Annotated in this window: 20 protein-coding genes and 1 riboswitch; of the genes, 13 read left to right on the forward strand and 7 right to left on the reverse strand. The window is 53.6% G+C overall.

Annotated features, from left to right (window positions below; translation table 11 throughout):
* Nucleotides 1-157: 157 nt before the first annotated feature.
* Nucleotides 158-778, reverse strand: coding sequence for a TIGR04211 family SH3 domain-containing protein (locus tag GW579_RS20605; RefSeq protein WP_152324061.1), 621 nt, complete (start codon nucleotides 776-778; stop codon nucleotides 158-160).
* Between the two features lie 307 nt (nucleotides 779-1,085).
* On the opposite strand from GW579_RS20605, the gene GW579_RS20610 reads away from it, so the two are divergent.
* From GW579_RS20610 to yjeH, 4 genes are all read left to right on the forward strand, one after another.
* The gene (locus GW579_RS20610; RefSeq protein ID WP_165061477.1) at nucleotides 1,086-2,393 is read left to right on the forward strand and encodes a CYTH and CHAD domain-containing protein; all 1,308 of its coding nucleotides are present in this window, start codon (nucleotides 1,086-1,088) and stop codon (nucleotides 2,391-2,393) included.
* Between the two features lie 57 nt (nucleotides 2,394-2,450).
* Nucleotides 2,451-5,288, forward strand: a complete 2,838-nt coding sequence (gene glnE, locus GW579_RS20615; RefSeq protein ID WP_165061480.1) for a bifunctional [glutamate--ammonia ligase]-adenylyl-L-tyrosine phosphorylase/[glutamate--ammonia-ligase] adenylyltransferase — start codon at nucleotides 2,451-2,453, stop codon at nucleotides 5,286-5,288.
* 85 nt (nucleotides 5,289-5,373) lie between these two features.
* Nucleotides 5,374-6,801, forward strand: coding sequence for a bifunctional D-glycero-beta-D-manno-heptose-7-phosphate kinase/D-glycero-beta-D-manno-heptose 1-phosphate adenylyltransferase HldE (hldE, locus tag GW579_RS20620; RefSeq protein WP_165061483.1), 1,428 nt, complete (start codon nucleotides 5,374-5,376; stop codon nucleotides 6,799-6,801).
* Nucleotides 6,802-6,905: 104 nt separating this feature from the next.
* Nucleotides 6,906-8,156: an L-methionine/branched-chain amino acid transporter gene (gene yjeH, locus GW579_RS20625; protein WP_152324057.1), complete on the forward strand. Its 1,251-nt coding sequence runs from the start codon at nucleotides 6,906-6,908 to the stop codon at nucleotides 8,154-8,156.
* Between the two features lie 76 nt (nucleotides 8,157-8,232).
* On the opposite strand, the gene ubiK is transcribed toward yjeH, so the two are convergent.
* Nucleotides 8,233-8,505: a ubiquinone biosynthesis accessory factor UbiK gene (ubiK, locus tag GW579_RS20630; protein ID WP_152324056.1), complete on the reverse strand. Its 273-nt coding sequence runs from the start codon at nucleotides 8,503-8,505 to the stop codon at nucleotides 8,233-8,235.
* 132 nt (nucleotides 8,506-8,637) lie between these two features.
* Nucleotides 8,638-8,815: riboswitch (FMN riboswitch) on the forward strand.
* 134 nt (nucleotides 8,816-8,949) lie between these two features.
* On the opposite strand from ubiK, the gene ribB reads away from it, so the two are divergent.
* Nucleotides 8,950-9,603, forward strand: a complete 654-nt coding sequence (gene ribB / locus GW579_RS20635) for a 3,4-dihydroxy-2-butanone-4-phosphate synthase (RefSeq protein ID WP_152324055.1) — start codon at nucleotides 8,950-8,952, stop codon at nucleotides 9,601-9,603.
* A gap of 239 nt (nucleotides 9,604-9,842) precedes the next feature.
* Nucleotides 9,843-10,631: a 4,5-DOPA-extradiol-dioxygenase gene (ygiD, locus tag GW579_RS20640; protein ID WP_165061626.1), complete on the forward strand. Its 789-nt coding sequence runs from the start codon at nucleotides 9,843-9,845 to the stop codon at nucleotides 10,629-10,631.
* A gap of 53 nt (nucleotides 10,632-10,684) precedes the next feature.
* Here the strand turns inward: ygiD and GW579_RS20645 are convergent, their stop codons facing one another.
* The 3 genes from GW579_RS20645 to tolC all read right to left on the reverse strand — a co-directional run bounded on the left by GW579_RS20645 (nucleotide 10,685) and on the right by tolC (nucleotide 14,200).
* Nucleotides 10,685-11,845 carry a glutathionylspermidine synthase family protein gene (locus GW579_RS20645; RefSeq protein ID WP_165061486.1) on the reverse strand — a complete coding sequence of 387 codons (1,161 nt, stop codon included), beginning with the start codon at nucleotides 11,843-11,845 and terminating at the stop codon, nucleotides 10,685-10,687.
* Between the two features lie 8 nt (nucleotides 11,846-11,853).
* A complete protein-coding gene (locus tag GW579_RS20650) occupies nucleotides 11,854-12,522 on the reverse strand; it encodes a DUF1190 family protein (RefSeq protein WP_165061489.1) in 669 nt (222 codons plus the stop codon).
* A gap of 190 nt (nucleotides 12,523-12,712) precedes the next feature.
* A complete protein-coding gene (tolC, locus tag GW579_RS20655) occupies nucleotides 12,713-14,200 on the reverse strand; it encodes an outer membrane channel protein TolC (RefSeq protein WP_165061491.1) in 1,488 nt (495 codons plus the stop codon).
* Between the two features lie 231 nt (nucleotides 14,201-14,431).
* On the opposite strand from tolC, the gene nudF reads away from it, so the two are divergent.
* From nudF to parE, 5 genes are all read left to right on the forward strand, one after another.
* The gene (nudF, locus tag GW579_RS20660) at nucleotides 14,432-15,067 is read left to right on the forward strand and encodes an ADP-ribose diphosphatase (RefSeq protein WP_152324051.1); all 636 of its coding nucleotides are present in this window, start codon (nucleotides 14,432-14,434) and stop codon (nucleotides 15,065-15,067) included.
* The gene (locus tag GW579_RS20665) at nucleotides 15,064-15,489 is read left to right on the forward strand and encodes a DUF1249 family protein (RefSeq protein WP_095923552.1); all 426 of its coding nucleotides are present in this window, start codon (nucleotides 15,064-15,066) and stop codon (nucleotides 15,487-15,489) included. Before nudF ends, GW579_RS20665 begins: the two co-directional genes overlap by 4 nt.
* 27 nt (nucleotides 15,490-15,516) lie before the next feature.
* Complete coding sequence (gene cpdA, locus GW579_RS20670; protein ID WP_165061493.1) at nucleotides 15,517-16,347, forward strand: 3',5'-cyclic-AMP phosphodiesterase; 831 nt, start codon at nucleotides 15,517-15,519, stop codon at nucleotides 16,345-16,347.
* Nucleotides 16,344-16,925 (forward strand): esterase YqiA, encoded by a 582-nt coding sequence (gene yqiA, locus GW579_RS20675; protein WP_152324049.1) that lies wholly within the window; start codon nucleotides 16,344-16,346, stop codon nucleotides 16,923-16,925. Before cpdA ends, yqiA begins: the two co-directional genes overlap by 4 nt.
* Nucleotides 16,926-17,040: 115 nt before the next feature.
* Nucleotides 17,041-18,936, forward strand: a complete 1,896-nt coding sequence (gene parE / locus GW579_RS20680) for a DNA topoisomerase IV subunit B (RefSeq protein ID WP_152324048.1) — start codon at nucleotides 17,041-17,043, stop codon at nucleotides 18,934-18,936.
* A gap of 75 nt (nucleotides 18,937-19,011) precedes the next feature.
* Here parE and GW579_RS20685 read toward each other — a convergent pair whose 3' ends face one another.
* Nucleotides 19,012-19,317 (reverse strand): putative quinol monooxygenase, encoded by a 306-nt coding sequence (locus tag GW579_RS20685; protein WP_152324047.1) that lies wholly within the window; start codon nucleotides 19,315-19,317, stop codon nucleotides 19,012-19,014.
* 30 nt (nucleotides 19,318-19,347) lie between these two features.
* Nucleotides 19,348-19,935: an NAD(P)H-dependent oxidoreductase gene (locus GW579_RS20690; RefSeq protein ID WP_152324046.1), complete on the reverse strand. Its 588-nt coding sequence runs from the start codon at nucleotides 19,933-19,935 to the stop codon at nucleotides 19,348-19,350.
* Between the two features lie 324 nt (nucleotides 19,936-20,259).
* Between GW579_RS20690 and parC the strand changes: the two genes are divergently transcribed.
* Nucleotides 20,260-22,533: a DNA topoisomerase IV subunit A gene (gene parC, locus GW579_RS20695; protein WP_152324045.1), complete on the forward strand. Its 2,274-nt coding sequence runs from the start codon at nucleotides 20,260-20,262 to the stop codon at nucleotides 22,531-22,533.
* 218 nt (nucleotides 22,534-22,751) lie between these two features.
* The gene (locus GW579_RS20700; RefSeq protein WP_165061495.1) at nucleotides 22,752-23,489 is read left to right on the forward strand and encodes a 1-acylglycerol-3-phosphate O-acyltransferase; all 738 of its coding nucleotides are present in this window, start codon (nucleotides 22,752-22,754) and stop codon (nucleotides 23,487-23,489) included.
* Nucleotides 23,490-23,525 lie beyond the last annotated feature (36 nt).

Here is a 23,525-nt window from a genome sequence, read left to right on the forward strand (position 1 = left end):
AAATAAGTCAATTCCAACGCATTATGCTGCTGAAAGCCGAGCAGGGCGCTCTGCCTTTATCATAGCAAAGTTGTGTGGTTGATTTGCAGATTGATGCAAACACGAAAAGGCACCGGAGTGCCTTCACGTTGAACGAAAGTTGGAGCGGGTTAAGCGATCAGCTCATCCAGCGATCTTTTTTCCTGCGACGTGGAACCAGGTGCGGCAATACCAGACCCAGCACCAGACCGACACCGGCAACACCACCGCCGTACATAAACCATTGTAAAATAATGGTACGTTGCTTGTCGTCTAGCTGAACATTCACCGCGTCTACTTTCTTCTGCGCAACGATCAGCTGATTTTTCAGATCCTGATTTTCTTTCTTCAGGTTGTTGATGATGCTGTCGCTGGAGCCGACTTTCGTCTGCATTTCCGCGGTACGCTGGTTCCAGCTGGAATCAATATTCGTCAGCTTATCGGTTAGCGTTTTAACCTGTTGTTCCAGATCCGGAACGCGGGTTCGCAGGCTTGGGACATTACTTAACTGGTCGAGAGGGATCCACGCGGTTTTCCCTTTCGAGTCAACGATTTCGCCATATTTAGTGCTGTCGTTGACGCTGCGCAGGGTGACTTCATCACCGGCATTCAGCGTGCCAACAATACGATACTGATTACCCGGACCGCTGTGGATATAGGTGATCAAATCGTCGGAGATATAGCGCTTCTCGTCGGCGTGGGCAGTCCATGTGATGCTTAAACCAAGCAAAGCGAAACCAATTAGGCGTAATTTCTGCATTATTTCATCGTTTCTTTGTGAATTTAGGGAACGTGAAGTGCGGATCCGTTTTATCGGGATACGTCTTCTGGCAACCGCCATTTTCAGGCCATTGCGGCAAATTATTCGGTCAGTGCAATAAAAGTTTGGTTATTGCGAAACTTTGGAAACCGATATTAAGGGCAACAGTGTGACGACGCAATGTATAAACCGGAATGAGAACTATCTTACAATCCCGCAACATGCGGCTTGCGCGCTGTGCTTATGGTAGAATTGGAGCGACGCGTTAATCCCTTATTGGCAGCAAAGAATCGGTGTGAAGACTCCTATGACCGTAGAAATAGAATTAAAATTTATCGCCACCCCGGCCGCAATCGCCGAACTTCCTTCGCAGCTCGCGGTTTTCAACGCTGAGCACACCGCGCCATCGAAACTGACCAACATCTATTTTGAGACCGCGGATAACTATTTACGTTCGCATGATATTGGTCTGCGTATCCGTGGCTTTGACGATCAGTATGAAATGACCATCAAAACCGGCGGAAAAGTGGTGGGCGGCCTGCATCAGCGCCCGGAATATAATGTTGAGCTTAAAAAGCCGGTGCTGAAACTCAGCGCGTTTCCGAAAGATATCTGGCCGGAAGGGTGTAAGCCTGCTGCGCTGCAAAAAGAACTGACACCGGTGTTCCGCACCGATTTCACCCGCGAGAAGTGGGTGATCACTTACGGCGAAAGTGAGATTGAGCTGGGCCTGGATCAGGGTGTAGTGATCGCCGGTGAGTTGTCTGAGGCGCTGGCCGAAATTGAGCTTGAGCTGAAAAAAGGTAATACCGGGGATTTACTGAAACTGGCGGCAGAAATAGGGGCGCACGGCGGTTTACGTCAGGGCGGTTTCAGCAAAGCGGCTCGCGGTTATCATCTGGCGAAGGGCAATCCTGCGCGTGAGATCAAACCGTTGCCGGTGTTTAAAGCTCAGCCGAAAGCGACGGTGGAACAGGCAATGTCCGCCATGTTCGAACTGGCGCTGGATCACTGGCAATATCATGAAGAATTGTGGGTTCGTGGCGACAAAACCGCGCGTCTGACCGTTCTGCAGGCCGTCGAAACCGTGCGTCAGATTCTGGCGCTGTTTGGCGGACTGGTACCGCGTAAAGCGTCATCGGAATTGCGTACGTTGCTGACCGATCTGGTGCCTGTTCTGGAACAGAAATCTGCTGATGCGCAGGAAATTTGTTACAGTGCCAGCTACCTGAAATGCAAGTTAGTGCTCACTTCCTGGCTGGCCACTTCAGGCTGGACACCATTCATCGATGATAAATCAGCGAAAAAACTGGAAGGCTCCTTCAAGCGTTTCGCAGATATTATGCTGGGCCGTACCGCCGCAGATCTGAAAGAGGCGTTCGCGCAGCCGCTGACCGAAGAAGGGTATCGCGATCAGCTGGCGCGTCTGAAACGTCAGATTATTACCTTCCATTTGCTGGGCGGGGCTTATCCTGAAAAAGATGTCGCTGCCTACATTGCTGGCTGGGCGGACCTGCAGCAGGCCATCGTTCAGCAGCAGCATGCCTGGGAAGATTCAGCCCGTTCTCATGCAGTGATGATGGATGCGTTCTGGTTAAACGGACAACCTCGTTAATTGACTGATAAGCCTGGGCTAATTGCCCGGGCTTTTTTTTGCAAGGAATCTGACTTCATGTTGCCACTTTCTTCTGTTTTGCAAAGCCATGCGCAGAGTCTGCTAGAGCGCTGGCGTGAACATCCTGAAAACCTCCCGCTCCCCGAAGATCAACAGCTGGCCGTGTTAACCAGCAGTGAATTCGTCACGGACAGTTTGCTGGCGTTTCCACAGTGGTGGCATGAAATCAATGAGAACCCCCCTCAGTCTCAGGAGTGGCAGCTTTATCGTCCGTGGCTGGAAGGAACACTGACCGGTGTGACGGACGAAAACGGGTTAATGAAAGCGCTGCGTCTGTTCCGCCGCCGTATTCTGACCCGCATCGCCTGGTCGCAAGCGGCACAAACAAGCGAAGCAAAAGATACGCTGCATCAGCTGAGTGAACTGGCGGAATTGCTGATCGTCAGCGCCCGCGACTGGCTGTACGACGCCTGCTGCCGCGAATTCGGTACACCGGTGAATGCGGCGGGCGAAACGCAAAGAATGCTGATCCTGGGGATGGGGAAACTCGGCGGCGGCGAACTGAATTTTTCATCCGATATCGACCTGATTTTTGCCTATCCGGAAAACGGTCAGACCCGGGGCGGACGCCGCGAACTGGATAATGCCCAGTTCTTCACCCGCCTGGGACAGAGGCTGATCAAAGCACTGGATCAGCCGACCATCGACGGTTTTGTTTACCGTGTCGATATGCGTCTGCGTCCGTTTGGCGACAGCGGGCCACTGGTGATGAGCTTCCCGGCGCTCGAAGATTATTATCAGGAGCAGGGGCGTGACTGGGAACGCTACGCGATGGTGAAAGCGCGCCTGATGGGCGGTGCGGATGACGCCAGCAGTCAGGAACTGCGCAAGATGCTGATGCCATTTGTGTTCCGCCGTTACATCGATTTCAGCGTGATCCAGTCATTACGTAATATGAAAGGAATGATCGCCCGCGAAGTCCGCCGCCGGGGTCTGAAAGACAACATCAAACTTGGCGCAGGCGGTATCCGCGAAATTGAATTTATCGTGCAGGTCTTCCAGCTGATCCGCGGTGGCCGTGAACCGGCATTGCAGCAACGGGCACTTTTACCGACGCTGCAGGCGCTGGAAAATCTGGGCTTATTGCCGGTTGAACAGGTTTTGCAACTGCGCACCAGTTATCTGTTCCTGCGTCGTCTGGAAAATCTCTTGCAGGCGATAGCCGATGAACAAACACAGACCTTACCTTCCGATGAACTCAATCAGGCGCGTCTGGCGTGGGGCATGGATTACGCCGGCTGGCCGCAGCTTCTGGATGCAGTAAATGCTCACATGCAGGCCGTGCGTGTGGTGTTTAACGATCTGATTGGTGATGACACGCCGGACGCGGAAGATGACCAGCAGCAGGCGCAGTTCAGCAGTTTATGGATTGATGCGCTTGAGCCTTCCGAACTTGCGCCGCTGGTGCCTCAGCTTGAGGAAAACGCCCTGCGCCATATTCTGCAACAGATTGCGGAATTCCGCCGTGATGTGGATAAACGCACCATCGGGCCGCGTGGCCGCGATCAGCTGGATTTGCTGATGCCGCGTTTGCTTGCGCAGGTTTGCACCTATAAAAATGCGGACGTCACGCTGCAACGCCTGATGCAGTTGCTGCTCAACATCGTCACCCGCACGACCTACATTGAGCTGCTGGTCGAATATCCCGGCGCGCTCAAGCAACTGATTCGCCTGTGCGCGGCCTCGCCGATGGTCGCGAATCAGTTGGCACGTCATCCTTTGTTGCTCGACGAACTGCTCGACCCGCGCACCCTTTATCAGCCGATTGAGCTGGGCGCTTACCGTGATGAACTGCGCCAGTATCTGATGCGCGTGCCGACGGAAGATGAAGAGCAGCAGCTGGAAGCCGTGCGCCAGTTCAAGCAGGCGCAGCATCTGCGCATTGCCGCCGGAGATATTTCCGGTGCGCTGCCGGTCATGAAAGTCAGCGACCATTTAACCTATCTGGCCGAAGCGATTCTTGAAGTCGTTGTGCAGCAGGCGTGGGATCAGATGGTCGTAAAATACGGTCAGCCAGCGCACCTTCAGCACCGTGAAGGGCGGGGTTTTGCGGTTATCGGTTATGGGAAATTAGGCGGGTGGGAACTGGGTTACAGTTCAGATCTGGATCTGGTTTTCCTGCTTGATTGCGCGCCGGAGGTGATGACTGACGGCGAACGCGTGATCGACGGGCGTCAGTTCTATCTGCGTCTGGCGCAGCGAATTATGCACCTCTTCAGCACGCGCACATCGTCGGGCATTTTGTATGAAGTGGATCCGCGTCTGCGGCCTTCCGGCGCTTCCGGCATGCTGGTCAGCACCATCGAAGCGTTTGCCGATTATCAGGCCAACGAAGCCTGGACGTGGGAACATCAGGCGCTGGTGCGCGCGCGCGTCGTTTACGGCGACCCGATTCTCACGCAGCAGTTTGATGCCACGCGGCGTGGCATACTCTGCCGTCAGCGCGACGAGGCGGAGCTGCGCAAAGAAGTCCGCGAAATGCGTGAGAAAATGTACCAGCATCTCGGCAGTAAAAAAGCCGGTGAGTTTGATCTGAAAGCCGATCCCGGCGGCATCACGGATATTGAATTCATTGCACAATATCTGGTCTTACGTTTCGCCCACGATCAGCCAAAGCTGACGCGCTGGTCTGATAACGTCAGGATTTTTGAGCTGATGGCGCAATACGACATCATGCCGGAAGACGAGGCCCGTAATCTGACCCATGCTTACGTGACGCTGCGCGATGAAATTCATCATCTGGCGTTACAGGAGCACAGCGGAAAAGTTGCCGCTGACAGTTTTGCCGGTGAACGTGCGCAAATCCACATCAGCTGGGAAAAATGGCTGGGCTGAGGGTTTTTATTCGAGGGACAGGCGCTTGTGATATTATCCGGCGCACTATTTCTATGTTGAGTTTTGCCTGTTTTGGAGTCTTGGGATGAAAGTGACTTTGCCTGATTTTCACCGCGCGGGTGTGCTGGTGGTCGGTGACGTAATGTTAGACCGCTACTGGTATGGCCCGACCAACCGTATTTCACCGGAAGCTCCGGTACCGGTCGTGAAGGTGAATACCATCGAAGAACGCCCTGGCGGCGCGGCTAACGTGGCGATGAACATTTCGTCCCTCGGTGCCTCTTCCCGTTTGATCGGCCTGACCGGTGTGGACGATGCGGCGCGCGCGCTGAGCGAGCGTCTGGCGGAAGTGAAGGTAAACTGCGATTTCGTGGCGCTGCCTTCTCACCCGACCATCACCAAACTGCGTATTCTTTCCCGAAACCAGCAGCTGATTCGACTCGACTTTGAAGAGGGTTTTGAAGGCGCTGATCTGCAACCGATGCTGACCAAAATTGAACAGGCGTTGCCGCAAAGCGGTGCGCTGGTGCTGTCGGATTACGCTAAAGGTGCGCTGACCGAAGTGCAGAAGATGATACAGCTGGCGAGAAAAGCCGGTGTGCCGGTGCTGGTGGATCCTAAAGGTTCTGACTTTGAACGCTACCGTGGCGCGACGTTGCTGACACCGAATCTTTCCGAGTTTGAAGCGGTGGTGGGCTGTTGTAAAAACGAAGACGAAATCGTGGTTCGTGGCATGCAGCTGATTGAAAACTTCGAGCTTTCTGCGCTGCTGGTGACCCGTTCAGAAAACGGTATGACCTTGTTGCAGCCGGGCAAAGCCCCTTTCCATATGCCAACGCAGGCGCAGGAAGTGTATGACGTGACCGGTGCCGGTGACACGGTGATCGGTACGCTGGCTGCGGCGCTGGCGGCCGGGAATACGCTGGAAGAATCGTGCTTCCTGGCAAACGCTGCGGCGGGTGTTGTGGTCGGGAAACTCGGGACATCGACCGTTTCTCCGGTCGAGCTGGAAAATGCCATCGGCGGGCGTTCAGACGTGGGCTTCGGCGTGATGACTGAAGAACAGCTGAAAGCCGCGGTCGCAATGGCGCGTCAGCGTGGCGAGAAAGTCGTCATGACCAACGGCATTTTTGACATCCTGCATGCAGGCCATGTGTCTTATCTGGCGAATGCCCGTAAGCTCGGCGATCGTCTGATTGTCGCGGTGAACAGCGATGCTTCTACAAAACGTTTGAAAGGCGAAACCCGTCCGGTGAATACGTTGCAAAACCGTATGATCGTGCTGGGTGCGCTCGGCGCGGTTGACTGGGTTGTGTCGTTTGAAGAAGATACGCCACAGCGTCTGATTGCCGGGATCTTACCGGATCTGCTGGTGAAAGGCGGCGACTACAAACCGGAGCAAATTGCCGGTAGTGTTGAAGTCTGGGCGAACGGCGGCGAAGTGCGCGTGCTGAATTTTGAAGATGGTTTATCTACCACCAAAATCATCAATCAGATCAAAGCGCAGGACTGATTTTCTGCGGTTGAATTTCTGATGTTCGCACCGAAGGGCTTATCTGATAAGCCCTTTTCTTTTTGATTTTTCACTCAAAAAAACCAAACGGAAGTGACTCTGTTGTGAGCGGATTAAAACAGGAATTAAGTCTGGCGCAGGGCGTCGGACTGCTCTCCACTTCATTATTGGGAACCGGCGTTTTCGCGGTGCCTGCGCTTGCCGCACAGCTGGCGCAAAACGACAGTCTGTGGGCATGGCCGGTGCTGATCCTGCTGGTGTTCCCGATCGCGATTGGCTTTGCCGCACTGGGCCGGCATTTCCCGAGTGCAGGCGGTGCCGCGCATTTCGTGGGAAAAGCGTTCGGGCCCCACATGGCGCGCGTGACCGGCTGGCTGTTTTTGTCCGTTATTCCGGTCGGATTGCCCGCCGCGCTGCATATTGCTGCCGGTTTCTGGCAGGCGGCTTTTGGCTGGAGCAGCGAAAATCTGCTGCTGGTTCAGCTGGGAACGCTGCTCGTTATCTGGTTTTTGGGCACACGCAGCGCGGGATCCAGTGCGAATATCCAGACGCTGATCGCGCTTTTGGTCGTCGCCCTGGTCGTGGCAATCTGGTGGAAAGGAGATATCACGTTGCCGGAAATCCCGCTGCCTGCGGTACGTGATGTTTCGCCCTCCAGTCTTTTTGATGCGCTGGCCGTGATGTTCTGGTGCTTTGTCGGGCTGGAGGCGTTTGCGCATCTGGCGACAGAATTTCGTCATCCGGAACGTGATTTTCCGCGCGCGCTGCTGATCGGCATGCTGGTAGCCGGCGCCGTGTACTGGGGCTGTACGGTCGCGGTATTAAAATTCCATGCGTGGGGCGAAGGGCGGGAAGCGGGCGCGTCATTACCGGGGATTGTGGTACAGCTTTTCGGGCAAAAAGCGCTTTGGGTGGCCTGCATTATTGGTTATCTGGCCTGCTTTGCCAGCGTGAATATTTACACGCAAAGCTTCGCCCGGCTGGTGTGGTCGCAGGCTCAGCTGAAACCTGAAAGCAAACTGGCACAACTTTCTGCCCAGCAGGTGCCGGTAGCGGCGCTTAATCTGGTGGTGGGCTGCTGTATGTTGTTCACGTTACTGATTTACTGGCTGCATTTGCCGCTCGGGGCGCTGATTACCTACGCCAACGGGATTTTCATTCTGATCTATCTGTTGTGCATGATTTCCGGAGCAAAAATCCTGACGGGCCGGTCAAAATGGATGGCAACGCTCGGGGCGATTTTGTGCTGCGGGCTGCTGGCGATGGTTGGCTGGAAATCGCTGTATGCGCTGGTGGTGTTCGCGGCGCTATGGGGATTGCTGCCACGGGTAAAAACGGTGCTTCGTCCGCAATAAAGCCTGAGCAAAATAGATGAAAAAGGCCTGCGCAGCAGGCCTTTTCTGTTTCCGGCGGACTTATGGTTGCGGAAATTCAGGCAGGATTTTGCGGTTTTTCCGCTTCGTTCAGTTTGCCTTCCAGCGCGGCCAGACGTTGTTCCAGCACGGCCAGTTTTTCGCGGGTACGCAGCAAAACCTGGGTCTGCACGTCAAACTCTTCGCGATTGACTAAATCCATACGGCTGAACTGCGCCTGCAATACCTGACGGATTTTCTTCTCGGCATCTTCACCAAACTCACGGATCCCTTTCGGCATCGATTCGTGAACCTGGCGGGCAATTTGTTCAATTTTTTTCGGGTCAATCATGTTATTTCCTTTTCTCGAAGGCGGTGCTTTTCTTTAGTGTAATCGCTGAAGCTGTTTCTATAAACCTTCAGAGGCACTAAATGGCCAAACCACAGGATTGCTCTGCTCATTTATTGGCGTTATAGTTGCCTTGCTTATTCTCAGGGCGGGGTGAAAGTCCCCACCGGCGGTAAACCACAGAATACCGGAAGGTGATCATAATCCCTTCCAAGTGGAAGCCCGCGAGCGCTCAATCCTTCGGGGTTAGAGGTCAGCAGATCCGGTGTAATTCCGGGGCCGACGGTTAAAGTCCGGATGGGAGAGAGTAACGATTCAAGCCGGGCAAATTTTTGCCCGCTGCGTTATTTTTTATAACTGTAGCACGCCTTCTGGCTGCTTCAGCTAGCCTCCTCAAGACGCCCTGATTCTGGTAATCCACATACAGAACATGAGGTTATTTTTACCATGAATCAGACCCTACTTTCCGAATTCGGTACATCCACTGAACGTGTTGAACGTGCTCTCGACGCGATGCGTAATGGCGTGGGTGTGTTGGTACTGGATGACGAAGATCGTGAAAACGAAGGCGATTTAATCTTTGCCGCCGAAAACATGACCGTTGAACAAATGGCGCTGACTATTCGCCACGGCAGCGGCATCGTCTGCCTGACCATGAACGAAGACAGCCGTAAAAAGCTCGATTTGCCGATGATGGTTGAGAACAACTCCAGCCCGTTCCAGACACCCTTCACCGTGACAATTGAAGCGGTTGAAGGCGTGACGACCGGTGTTTCAGCGGCTGACCGCATTACCACCATTCGTGCGGCCATCAAAGACGGAGCGAAACCTTCTGACCTGAACCGCCCGGGGCATATCTTCCCGCTGCGCGCACAGGCAGGCGGCGTGCTGACCCGCGGTGGTCACACCGAAGCGTCAGTGGATCTGGCCACACTTGCCGGGCTTAAGCCGTTCGGCGTGCTGTGTGAACTGACCAACGATGACGGCAGCATGGCACATGCGCCGGAAGTCATCGTCTTTGCCCGCGCGCACAATATGCCCGTGGTGACGATTGCCGATCTGGTGGCTTACCGCCAGGCGCAAACCCGTCAGGCAAGCTGACTAACCGGTTGTGCGCATTAAGAAAGGCCGCTTATGCGGCCTTTTTGCTATGTATTCCTGCATTTTGTCTGAACCGAAAATTCCCGCCCATTGCCTTTGATTTGCCTCTTCAAATTTATTGAACATCTCCTTCATGGTTATCCGGCTGTAACCGCCACTGAAAAAGAGTACCGTATTTTCATCACGCGGAAGGCGCTTCGCCGCTCCGCTCTTTTTCAGTCTGCGGTAAGGAATTAATGATGACGACTCAACGTATGCCCGCACTCTTCTTAGGCCACGGCAGCCCGATGAATGTGCTGGAAGATAACGTTTATACCCGTGCCTGGCATGCGCTGGGCGAATCTTTGCCACGTCCAAAAGCGATCCTGGCCGTATCTGCCCACTGGTTTACCCGCGGCACGGCGGTGACGGCGATGGAAAACCCGCGCACCATCCATGATTTTGGTGGTTTCCCGCAGGCGCTGTTTGATAAACGTTATCCGGCACCGGGTTCACCGGCGCTGGCGAAACGGGTTCAGGAATTGCTCAGCCCGGTAAATGTGATGGCCGATACCAGCGAGTGGGGGTTTGACCACGGCACCTGGGGCGTATTGATCAAGATGTATCCGGACGCCGATATTCCGGTGATCCAGCTGAGCATCGATGGCACGCAGCCGCCGGAATATCACTATGAACTGGGCAAAAAGCTGGCCGCGCTGCGTGACGAAGGCGTGATGATTGTCGCCAGCGGTAACGTGGTACATAACCTGCGAATGGTGAAATGGGACGGCAACGGCGAGCCGTATCCGTGGGCGATTGCGTTCGAAAAGTATGTGAAAGATAACCTGAGCTGGAAGGGCGAGGCGAAAGATCATCCTCTGGTGAAGTTTATGGAACATGAAGGCGGCGCGTTATCGAATCCGTCTCCGGATCACTATCTGCCATTGCTGTATGTTTTAGGTGCGTGGGAGGGTTCGGAGCCGATCACACTGCCAACGGACGGGATCGTGATGGGATCGCTTTCCATGCTTTCTGTTCAGGTGGGATAACGCTCAAAAACAAAAAGGATAATGAATTCCTTCATTATCCTTTTTTACGCGTTTTATCCGACAATGGTATGTGGATAGAAACGTGACAGATCCTGCGTGATCAGCGCTTTATCTTCGCGGATGCCAATCCCGCAAGGCTGATCGTTGACCAGCCAGCTGCCGATCAGCGTGTAACTGCCTTCGAATACCGGCAACGGATGGAACTGTTGCACGATCATGCCTTCTGCACCATACGGGCCGTCAACACTGGCCACTTCATGGCCTTTCTCGATGACTTTGATGTTAGCGCCTTCGCGTGAAAACAGTGGCTTCACGACGTAGTGATCCAGTTCCGGGTGAGCATCTTCAGCAAAATACGCCGGTAACAGATTCGGGTGATCCGGGAACATTTCCCACAGCAACGGCAGCAGGGCTTTGTTCGACAAAATGGCCTTCCAGGCAGGTTCAAGCCAGCGAACACCGGCGTCTTCCAGCTTGGTGGCGAACACTTCGCGGAACATAAATTCCCACGGATACAGCTTGAACAGGTTGGAAATCACCTGATCCTGTGTATCGGTAAACTGCCCACGCTCGCCCAGACCGATTTCTTCGATAAACAGGAATTCGCTGGCCAGTTCAGCCTCCAGCGCGCAGTCCTGTAAATACTGAACGGTGCCGCGATCTTCTTCGGTGTCCTGACAACAGGCGATGTGCAGCAACGAAAAACCGTGCTCGTTCTTCAGCTCGCTGAAACGCTCGATCAGCTTTTCCTGCAAACTGTTGTACTGATCGGCATCCGGCGGCAAGTTACCCGCAGCGATTTGATCTTCGAGCCACAGCCACTGGAAGAAAGCCGCTTCATAGAGAGAGGTCGGTGTATCGGCGTTATTTTCCAGCAGCTTGGGTGGATTCACACCGTCATAGGCCAGATCCAGGCGCGAATACAGCGAAGGTTGTTGCGTACGCCATGAACTGCGGACAAATTCCCAGACGTGTTTTGGGATCTGGAATTTCGCCATCAGTTTGTCGTCATTCACCACACGCTCAACCACTTTTAAGCACATCTGATGGATGTCGGCAGTGGCGTCTTCAATCTCTTCAATCTGCGCCAGCGTGAACTGATAATAAGCATCTTCACACCAGTAGGGTTCGCCATACATGGTGTGAAAATTGAAGCCAAACTCCGTGGCTTTTTCGCGCCAGTCCGGGCGCTCATTAATCGCTAAACGTTTCATTTTATCTCTTAGCCACCCATGCTGCGGCCAGGGCTGCGAGGTGCCGCAGAGGAGCTGCGTTGCATTGAGGTTTGTTTGGCTACGCTGTCGCCGAAGCCACCGCGTGTAATGGTGTTTGTGACTGCCGGTTTTGGTGCCATGGCGGTTTTCGGCACGTTCATGGTGCGGCCACCTGCGGTTGCCGGGCCATAGTTTTTGCCGGTGGCATCGACGAATTTGCCGTTTGCCGGGCTGGCCGGGTTTTTAGAGCTGAAAAGAGGCTGCTGCGCGTAAGCGCCGCCGCTCATCATCCGGCCCATCATGTAACCTGCCATCAAAGGCATCCACATGCTGCCACTGCTCTGGCCTTCGGCTGAAGCGACACCAGCCTGCGCGGGAGCCTGAGTACACTGGCCTTCGCCGAACTCAGCAATACAGTCTTCACGGCTGGCGTATTTAGGTGCCGTTTTTGCCGCTTCTGTTTTGGCTGCGTTGTAGGCATCGACGCACTGCGTGCTGCCGGACGGATTGGCTTTCGTACAGTCGTCAGCATTCTGATACAAGGAAACCGTTTCGTCGGTTTTCTCACAGGCAGACAACATAAAGACGGCGCTTACCGCCAGTGCGACAGGTGTGATCCGAGAGCTACGCCATGATTTACGGAAGGTAGCCAGGTTAACGTGTTGTGTCCGTTTCATCGTTCTTATCCCATGTGTAGGGCTTTTTTGCCCTTTCCCAGTAGGGCCTAAGAATAGGGGAAAGTGGGTGATTGTTAAAGCAGCGAAGGCAATTGTTACGAGACTTTACAGAGGGGCGTGACGGAGGCAAAAAAAAGCAGCCTTTTCAGGCTGCCCTGGTCTTTACGATGAAAAAAGAAACCTGCCAGATTTAGTTCTGGAAAGGGTTGCCGCTTTTCTTCGTCGTGCGGGTTTGGGTGGTTGCGCTGGCTTTTTCAGTACGCGGTGCAGCCGCCGTGCTGTTGCCATAACCGTCCGCCGTGGCGTCCTGCTGCGGGGTTTCAGGTGCAACCTGATCCGGTGCCGTTGGCACAGGTTTACCCAGAGCACCATTCAGTGCCAGCAGATCGCTTTCGTTCAGCGTACCCAGTGCTGACTTGATGTTCAGCTGGTTGATCAGATACGTGTAACGGGCGCTGGAAAGCTGTTGTTTGGCGTTATACAGCGTGGTGGTCGCATCCAGCACATCAACGATAGTACGTGTACCCACCTGATAGCCGGCTTCCATCGCATCTAAAGAACTCTGAGCAGAAACAACGGCTTGTTTATAGGCGTTGATGCTGCTGATAGAGGCAGAGATGTTGTTGAAGGAAGAACGTACGGTCTGAACAACGCTGCGGTGCGCGCTTTCCAGTTGTTCGCTGGCGCCAACAAAATTGTACTGAGCTTGTTTGACCTGAGAGGTTACAGAACCGCCGCTGTACAGTGGCAGAGAGAAGCTCAGACCAATTTTGTTCTGGCCTGCATCGGCATCCTGGTAGCTGGAAGAACCGCCAGTTTTGTCGCCGTGGTATTTGGTATTGCTGATACCGGTAGACGCGGTCAGATCAACCGTAGGCATGTGGCCGGTTTCCGCATAACGGATTTGCTCACGAGCCAGATCCTGTGACAGACGTGCAGACAGCAAGCTCAGGTTGCGGCTTTCTGCTTCTTTCAACAGGGTGGCTACCGGCTGCGGACGCGTGGTGTTGAAGTTATCCACGTTCAGGGAAGAGAGTTGCGGATAGTACATGCCGGTCACCTGACGCAGAGATTCCAGTGCGTTATCCAGGTTATTGCGGGCAGTCACTTCGTTAGCCAATACGGTGTCGTATTGTGAACGGGCGTTTTGCACGTCAGTGATAGCCACCAAGCCAACATTAAAACGCTGCGTGGTTTGATCCAGCTGACGATAAATAGCCTGTTTCTGCGCTTCGGTATAAGAGAGTGAATCGATCGCACTCAATACGTTGAAATAAGCCGTCGCAGAATTCAGGATTAAAGATTGCTGGTCAGTCTGGTAAGACACATCCTGAATACCGGCAGTTTTTTCCTGCAAGGTCAGTGCGCGCCATTTTGACATATCAAAAAGGGTCTGCGTTAATTGCAGGCTGGCGCTGCCAACATCACTATTAACGCCATTCGCATCGCGGTAGCCATTGGTATAACCATAATCCGCACCCAAACCGAGTTGCGGTAATAAAGGACTGCGGCTTTCGTTGATTTTTTCGAATGCAGCATCCCGGTCAGCAGCGGATTTGCGCAGGTCCGGGTTACTCGTCCTGGCTTGCTGATAGACCTGCATCAGGTTTTCGGCCTGGCTTATCGTACTGAAGCCGCCCAGGCTGAGTCCGATGAGAAGGGGGAGCAGTTTCTTCATTTGCATTCCTTGTTGTGCAGCAATGTTGTTATGTATGGTGGCGCAGTCAAATAAACCAATAGACGCGGATTCTAGCAGAGTCAGGCTAGCGGGGAGGTTGGCTTAACGTGCCTTCCCCGCTGGATGTGCCTAAATCTATCACAAACAACCTTGATTATTATTAACGCATTTTCATCAAACTGACCTCAAAGGACGATAAATTGCCTTTATGAGGGAAGAGGAAAACAATCCATGTGTGCATTCAAAAGTTCACCGGTTAGTTTCGGTAAAGATGATGTAGAAATTATTGCACGTGAGACGCGATATAAAGGTTTTTTTTCTATTATTGCATATCGGTTTCGTCACCGGCTGTTTAATGGGGAAATGAGCGGCGAAGTTGTGCGTGAAGTTTTCGAAAGGGGCCATGCAGCGGTGCTGCTGCCTTATGATCCGCAGCGCGATGAAGTCGTGCTGATTGAACAGATCCGCATCCCATGTATTGATTCCAGTGATACCCCATGGCTTCTGGAGATGGTCGCCGGTATCATTGAAGAGGGCGAGACAGTCGAAGACGTCGCCCGCCGTGAAGCACTTGAAGAAGCGAACATTGTGGTAAAACGCTGTAAACCGGCTCTGAATTACCTGGCCAGCCCGGGCGGAACCAGCGAGCGTCTTTCTATTATGGTCGGCGAAGTTGATGCGACAACGGCAGAAGGAATTCACGGTCTGGAAGCAGAGAATGAAGACATCCGGGTGCATGTGGTCAGCCGCGAACAGGCTTACCGCTGGGTGGAAGAGGGAGCGATAGATAATGCGGCGTCAGTGATTGCCCTGCAATGGCTGCAGCTACACCATGAATCCCTGAGAAAAGAGTGGGCCAACGAATGATTAAGCGCTATACCCCTGATTTCCCTGAAATGATGAGATTGTGCGAAACCAATTTCGCACAATTGCGCCGTTTGATGCCGCGCACCGATGAGCCCGGTGAAACAGTGACATATCAGGTGAGTAGCGCCACATATTGCCTGACGATCCTCGAATCGACGCGCTATACGTCGCTGGTGGAAATCAAACAGACCGCACCGGCCGTCAGTTACTGGAGCCTGCCTTCACTGACGGTTCGCCTGTATCACGACGCCATGGTGGCCGAAGTGTGTGCGAGTCAGCAGATCTTTCGCTTCAAAGCACGCTATGATTACCCTAATAAAAAGTTGCATCAGCGTGATGAAAAGCATCAAATTAACCAGTTCCTGGCGGACTGGCTGCGTTATTGCCTTGCGCACGGAGCGATGGCAATTCCGGTGTGTTAGACAGACTTCAACAACAAAGGAAACGATTTGGAAAGCCTGTTTAAACTGCCTTTGGTGAATGGGGCCAAAGTCAGAATTCTACAGATTACAGATACCCATCTTTTTGCCGGTGAAGATGAGACATTGCTGGGCGTGAATACGTTTAACAGCTATCGCGCGGTGCTGGACGCTATAAAAGCACAGCAGCGCGAAGTCGATATCATCGCGGCAACCGGTGATCTGGCTCAGGATCAGTCGGTGGAAGCCTACCATCAGTTTGCCCGTGGTATCAGCGAACTGGCGGCACCCTGTGTCTGGTTGCCCGGTAACCATGATTTCCAGCCTGCAATGGTGAATGCCTTGCAGGAAGCCGGGATCAGCCCCTCCAAACATGTCCTCCTCGGTGACGACTGGCAGATAATCCTGCTCGATACGCAGGTTTTCGGCGTGCCGCACGGAGAGTTGAGCGAGTATCAGCTGGAATGGATGGAACGTTGCCTGAATGCGTATCCCGATCGCTTTACCCTGCTGATGCTTCATCACCATCCGCTGCCTTCTGGCTGTACCTGGCTCGATCAGCACAGCCTGCGTAACGCGCACATGCTGGCGAATGTTCTGGTCAATTACCCGAAAGTGAACACGCTTTTGTGCGGCCACATTCATCAGGAGCTGGATCTCGACTGGTACGGACGTCGTCTGTACGCCACGCCGTCTACCTGCGTTCAGTTCAAACCGCATTGCACTAATTTCACGATTGATACCGTCGCACCGGGATGGCGTTATCTCGATTTGTATCCTGATGGCCGTGTCGAAACCCAGGTTTTCCGTCTGGAAACCAGCGAGTTTCATCCTGACACCGAGTCGGACGGGTACGAATGAATACCTTACTTTACCTGCACGGTTTCAACAGCTCACCGAACTCGGCCAAAGCCACGTCGCTCAAAAACTGGCTGGCGAAGAACCATCCTGAAATCGATATGGTGATTCCGCAATTACCGCCGTATCCGGTCGATGCGGCTGAGCAGTTAGAAAACTTAGTGATCCGTCATGCCGGTAAAAAGCTGGGCATTGTCGGTTCCTCGCTGGGCGGGTATTACGCCACCTGGTTGTCGCAATGTTTCGCCGTGCCCGCGGTGGTGGTTAACCCCGCTGTGAAACCGTATGAACTGCTGATCGACTTCCTCGGGCAAAACGAGAACCCCTACACCGGCCAGCAATATGTGTTAGAGTCACGCCACGTTTACGATCTGAAAGTCATGCAGATTGAACCGCTGGAGTCGCCGGATTTACTCTGGTTACTGCAACAAACGGGCGATGAAATCCTCGATTACCGTCAGGCTGTGGCGTATTACACTGCTTGTCGTCAGACGGTCGAACCTGAAGGAAATCATGCATTTGTCGGCTTCGAACGCTATTTTTCGCCGATTGTAGATTTTCTTGAGCTGACGGCAGACTAACATCGTCAGGGTGACGTTTTCCCCGGATGTTTCGCGTCTGCTTTCTGCCAGTGCTTCCGCCCGCCCAAATACTTTATCGTTAGCCCACAAACCTATGAGCCACGAATAATCAACGATGAGCCAGTCAACTTATAACGCGGATTCCATAGAGGTCCTCAGCGGACTTGAACCGGTGCGCCGCCGTCCGGGCATGTATACCGATACCACCCGGCCAAACCATCTCGGCCAGGAAGTCATAGATAACAGCGTCGATGAGGCATTAGCCGGTCACGCAAAGCGTATCGAAGTGATCCTCCACGAAGATCAGTCTCTCGAAGTCATTGATGATGGCCGCGGCATGCCGGTAGATATCCACCCGGAAGAAGGCGTGCCTGCCGTTGAGCTGATTTTCTGCCGTCTGCACGCAGGCGGTAAATTCTCCAATAAAAACTACCAGTTCTCCGGCGGCCTGCACGGCGTGGGGATTTCGGTGGTGAATGCCTTATCCAAACGTGTCGAGGTGGCGGTAAAACGCGGCGGCGAAGTGTATGAAATGGCGTTTGAAAACGGCGACAAAGTTGAAGATTTACATGTCACCGGCACCTGCGGTAAACGCACTACGGGTACCAGCGTACATTTCTGGCCTGACGGCAGTTTCTTCGACAGCCCGCGTTTTTCGGTCAGCCGCCTCAGCCATTTGCTGAAAGCAAAAGCCGTCTTGTGCCCTGGCGCTGAAATCATTTTCAAAGACAAAGTGAATAACACCGAACAACGCTGGTGTTATGAAGACGGTCTGACCGACTACCTGATGGAAGCGGTGAACGGCCTGATTACGCTGCCTGAAAAAGCATTCGTCGGCACGTTCGCCGGTGACACCGAAGCGGTTGACTGGGCGCTGCTGTGGCTGCCGGAAGGTGGTGAACTGCTGACGGAAAGCTACGTCAACCTGATCCCGACCATGCAGGGCGGTACGCACGTTAACGGTCTGCGTCAGGGGCTGCTGGATGCCATGCGTGAATTCTGCGAATTCCGCAATATCCTGCCGCGTGGTGTGAAATTGTCGGCGGAAGATATCTGGGAGCGCTGCGCGTATGTGCTTTCGGTGAAAATGCAGGATCCGCAATTCGCCGGCCAGACCAAAGAACGCCTGTCTTCACGTCAGTGCGCCGCTTTTGTTTCCGGCGTGGTGAAAGATGCATTCAGCCTGTGGCTGAATCAGAACGTACAGGCCGCAGAACAGTTGGCCGAGTTGTGTATTTCCAGCGCTCAGCGACGTCTGCGTGCCGCCAAAAAAGTGGTGCGTAAGAAACTGACCAGCGGCCCGGCGCTGCCGGGCAAACTGGCGGACTGTACGTCGCAAGATCTGAACATGACCGAACTGTTCCTGGTGGAAGGGGATTCCGCAGGCGGTTCTGCCAAGCAAGCGCGTGACCGCGAATATCAGGCGATCATGCCGCTGAAAGGGAAGATCCTGAACACATGGGAAGTCTCTTCTGATGAAGTGCTGGCCTCTCAGGAAGTGCACGATATTTCCGTGGCGATCGGTATCGATCCGGACAGCGAAGATCTGACCCAATTGCGGTACGGCAAAATCTGTATCCTTGCGGATGCGGACTCCGACGGTTTGCACATCGCTACCTTGCTGTGTGCGCTGTTTGTCCGTCACTTCCGTTCGCTGGTGCGCGGCGGTCATGTGTATGTGGCGATGCCGCCTTTATACCGAATCGATCTGGGCAAAGAAGTGTTCTATGCGCTGGATGAGCAGGAAAAAGAAGGCGTGCTGGATCAGCTGAAACGTAAGAAAGGCAAGCCTAACGTACAGCGATTCAAAGGATTGGGTGAAATGAACCCGTTGCAGTTACGCGAAACCACGCTGGATCCGAACACCCGCCGTCTGGTGCAGCTGACTATCGATGAAGACGATATCGATCAGACGCTGCGCATGATGGATATGTTACTGGCGAAGAAGCGTTCTGAAGATCGCCGTAACTGGTTGCAGGAAAAAGGCGACACCGCCGAACTGGACGTCTGACCCTTCAGATTGCCGCATAAAAAATGCCGGGCGCTTTGCAGCTCCGGCATTTTTTTAGTAAAGCCCGTCAGACAATCAGGCTTTCTCAATAATATGGATCACCACATCCAGCACGTCGGCTTTGATGTTTTCGCGGTGCTTGTCCATATGTTCAGCCTGCTGATGCGCTTCGAGATGCGCCAGGCTTTCCCAGTCTTCCAGCATAAAGATGGAATCAGGGACCGTTTTTCGCCACGGGATCTGACCGTTGAAATCAACGTAAGGCTCGTAACGGTGACAACCTTTTTCTGCCAGAACGTCCGGCAGCAGGGCGGTAATTTTTTCCATAACCGAATCGCGACGGCCTGGTTTTACTTTGATTTCAGCAATAACAGTGATCATAAAAACCTCTTTCCCGGGTGACCTTCAACCTTAGGCCTGACCGAATACATTTTCAAGGTGAGCGCGGTAGCGGGCGAAATCCCCTTCCACGTCAGGCTGTTTAATCACGTCGTTACACATAAAGGTCGGCAGCGTGTCGAGGCCAATAAACTGGTTAGCTTTGTGCTGTGCGAGATAAACGCCGTCAACGCCAACGCCGTGGAAGAACTGCTCTTTATCTTCGAACGCTTCCAGCGGGGCATTCCAGGTGACAGAAAGCATGTAGCTTTTGCCCTGCAACAGGCCACCGGAACCGTATTTTTTGGAATCATCAGAACGGGTACGGCCATCGCTGGCGTACAGTTTGCCGTGACCTTCGGTGAAGACTTCATCGACGTATTTTTTCAGCGTCCACGGCATGCCCATCCACCAGCCTGGCTGCTGATAAATGATGGCATCGGCCCACAGATAACTTTCGATTTCGGTCTGTACGTCATAACCCTCCTCAAGAACCGTGACGCGCACGTCGTGGCCCGCGTCACGCAGGAAACTGCTGGCGACGTCGGTCAGGCTGTTGTTCAGGGCACCTTTAGAGTGGGCAAAAGTCTTGCCTGCATTGATAATCAGGATGTTGCTCATGGTCTTTTCCTTAAATTGAATTCTGGCTCTCAGGCTGTTATCACGTAGTGTACCCAACTCCGCAGGGAGGAAAAATGTGATATTGCGCACAAGACTATTGACTCAGATGCAATAATGACAAGAAAAAACGTTGGATTTTGCCATCTGGCGTTCTGAAAATCGCTTAAAAACCCCGCACAAACACAGCAACTGTGACAGCCATGCGGCAGATGATGTACTATCGCGAACATCATTGCCCTGCGGCAGCCGCCTTGGTGCGCCAGCGGGTGCAAGCTTCCTAAATTTCCAAAACGATAACGCCACGGGTCTGAGGATTAAACATCAATGAGCGAAATGACTCATGACGGAACAGAGCGTTTAGCACTGCACACGTTTACCGAGAACGCCTATCTCAACTATTCCATGTACGTCATCATGGACCGCGCGCTGCCGTTTATCGGCGACGGGCTGAAGCCGGTACAGCGCCGTATTATTTATGCGATGTCCGAGCTGGGCCTGAGCAATAACGCCAAATTCAAAAAATCTGCACGTACCGTCGGTGACGTGCTGGGTAAATACCATCCTCACGGCGACAGTGCCTGCTACGAAGCCATGGTGCTGATGGCGCAGCCATTCTCTTACCGTTATCCGCTGGTTGACGGGCAAGGGAACTGGGGCGCGCCGGATGATCCGAAATCCTTCGCGGCGATGCGTTATACCGAATCGCGGCTGTCGAAATACGCCGACGTTCTGTTACGCGAGTTAGGGCAGGGAACGGTCGATTACGTGCCGAACTTTGACGGCACCATGCAGGAGCCGAAAATGCTGCCTGCACGTCTGCCGAATATCCTGCTCAATGGCACCACCGGCATTGCGGTCGGGATGGCGACGGATATTCCGCCGCATAACATCCGTGAAATCGCTGCTGCTGCGGTTGCGCTGCTGGAAAAACCGAACAGTTCGCTGGAAGATTTGCTGGAATTCGTTCAGGGACCCGATTTCCCGACCGAAGCCGAAATCATTACGCCACGCAATGAAATCCGCAAAATGTATGAATCGGGCAAAGGCTCGGTGCGCATGCGCGCGGTCTGGCACAAAGAAGACGGCAGTGCGGTGATCACCGCGTTACCGCATCAGGTTTCGGGCGCGAAAGTGCTGGAGCAAATCGCTAACCAGATGCGCGCCAAAAAGCTGCCGATGGTCGAAGATCTGCGTGACGAATCCGATCACGAGAACCCGACCCGTCTGGTGGTGGTCCCGCGTTCTAACCGTATCGACCTGGATCAGGTGATGAATCACCTTTTTGCGACCACCGATCTGGAACGCAGCTACCGAATCAACATGAATATGATCGGCCTTGATCACCGTCCGCAGGTGAAAGGTCTGCTGGAAATTCTGACCGAATGGCTGGTTTATCGTCGCGACACCGTACGCCGTCGTCTGAATTACCGTCTCGATAAAGTGCTGAAACGTCTGCATATCCTCGAAGGTTTGCTGACGGCGTTCCTCAATATCGATGAAGTTATTCACATCATCCGTACTGAAGACGAGCCTAAACCGGTGCTGATGCAACGCTTCGAGCTGTCGGATACTCAGGCAGAAGCTATTCTTGAGTTGAAATTACGCCATTTGGCAAAACTCGAAGAAACCAAAATTCGCGGCGAGCAGGATGAACTGGCGAAAGAGCGCGATCAGCTTCAGGCGCTTCTGGCGTCAGAACGCAAACTCAGCACGCTGATCCGCAAAGAAATTCAGGCCGATGCCGAAGCCTTTGGTGACGAACGTCGCTCGCCAATCACCGAGCGTGAAGAAGCGAAAGCCATGAGCGAGCACGACTTTGTGCCGTCTGAGCCGGTGACCATTGTACTTTCCGAATCTGGCTGGGTGCGCAGCGCTAAAGGCCACGATATTGACGCGTCCGGCCTGAGCTACAAAGCGGGTGACAGCTTCCGCGCCGCAGCGAAAGGCAAGAGCAATCAGCCGGTGGTGTTTATGGATTCCACCGGACGCAGTTACGCGCTTGACCCTACTACGCTGCCTTCGGCACGCGGGCAGGGCGAGCCGCTGACCGGTAAACTCACGCCACCGCCGGGTGCGACTATCGAACACGTTCTGATGGCTTCCGACGATCAGAAACTGCTGATGGCCTCCGATGCCGGTTACGGTTTCGTCTGTACCTTCAGTGATTTAGTGGCGCGTAACCGTGCCGGCAAGGCCATGATTACTTTGCCGGATAACGCCAAAGCGTTCGCGCCAATTGAAATCAACGGTAACGATGACATGCTGCTGTCGCTCACCGCCGCAGGCCGTATGCTGCTGTTCCCGGTGGCTGATTTGCCGCAATTGTCGAAAGGTAAAGGTAACAAAATTGTTTCCATTCCTTCGGCACAGGCGGCGAGTGGTGAAGACAAACTGGCTTGGCTGCTGGTTCTGCCACCGCAAACGTCCATCACGCTGCACGTTGGTAAACGCAAACTGGTGATCCGTCCGGAAGAGTTACAGAAATTCCGTGCAGAACGTGGCCGCAAAGGAACACTTCTGCCACGCGGCCTGCAACGGGTTGATCGCGTTGAAGTCGACGCGCCTGTCCGTGCTTCCGGCGGTGACAGCGAAGAATAGAACGGCTGTTGACCTTATCCAGTCAGGGCACATTTGTGCCCTGAACTCTTTTTAAGGGAATGCAGTGGCCTGAGACTGTTGTGCAGTGCAAAGATTTTACATTTGTATCAATAAAACCGTTGTGCCCTGCTGAAGGAGGCTTGAGAATAGTTCACCTCACAGGGAGCGAAACTGCACAGGTTTCTTACCGGCTTCGGCTGTAGTTTTAAGAGGATGTTATGCTATTTATTTTGCGTCTGATTATCGTGGTGGTTTACTCGATTCTGGTCTCTGTTTTTGGTTGTATTTATTGTCTTTTCAGCCCGCGTAACCCGAAACATGTGTCGACTTTCGGTAAGCTGTTTGGCCGCCTGGCACCGGTATTTGGCCTTCGCGTTGAAAAACGTATTCCTGCAGAAGCAGTGAATAACGGCAACTGTATTTACATTGCCAACCATCAGAATAATTACGACATGGTGACGGCCTCAGCCGTTGTCATGCCAAGAACGGTGACTGTGGGCAAGAAAAGCCTGGCCTGGATCCCGTTCTTTGGTCAGCTTTACTGGCTGACAGGCAACCTGCTGATTGACCGTGATAACCGCGCCAAAGCGCACGGCACCATTTCTCAGGTGGTGACCCAGATTAAGAAAAAAAATCTGTCGATCTGGATGTTCCCGGAAGGTACCCGCAGCCGGGGTCGTGGCCTGATGCCGTTTAAAACAGGGGCATTCCACGCCGCTATCGCCGCCGGTGTGCCGATCGTGCCGATTTGCGTGTCGAACACCAGCAACAAGGTGAAGCTCAACCGCTGGTCTAACGGACTGGTAATTGTGGAAATGCTGCCACCTATCGATACCACCGGTTACACCAAAGATCGTCTGCGCGAACTGTCCGAACACTGCCGTCAGATCATGGCGGATAAAATCGCCGAGCTGGACGCCGAAGTCGCACAGCGCGAAGCCGCAGCAAAAAAATAATAGCGTTTTTTATTTACGCCCTGATGACGACGGGTT

The sequence above is a fragment of the Rahnella contaminans genome (assembly GCF_011065485.1).
GTDB classification, from domain to species: domain Bacteria; phylum Pseudomonadota; class Gammaproteobacteria; order Enterobacterales; family Enterobacteriaceae; genus Rahnella; species Rahnella contaminans.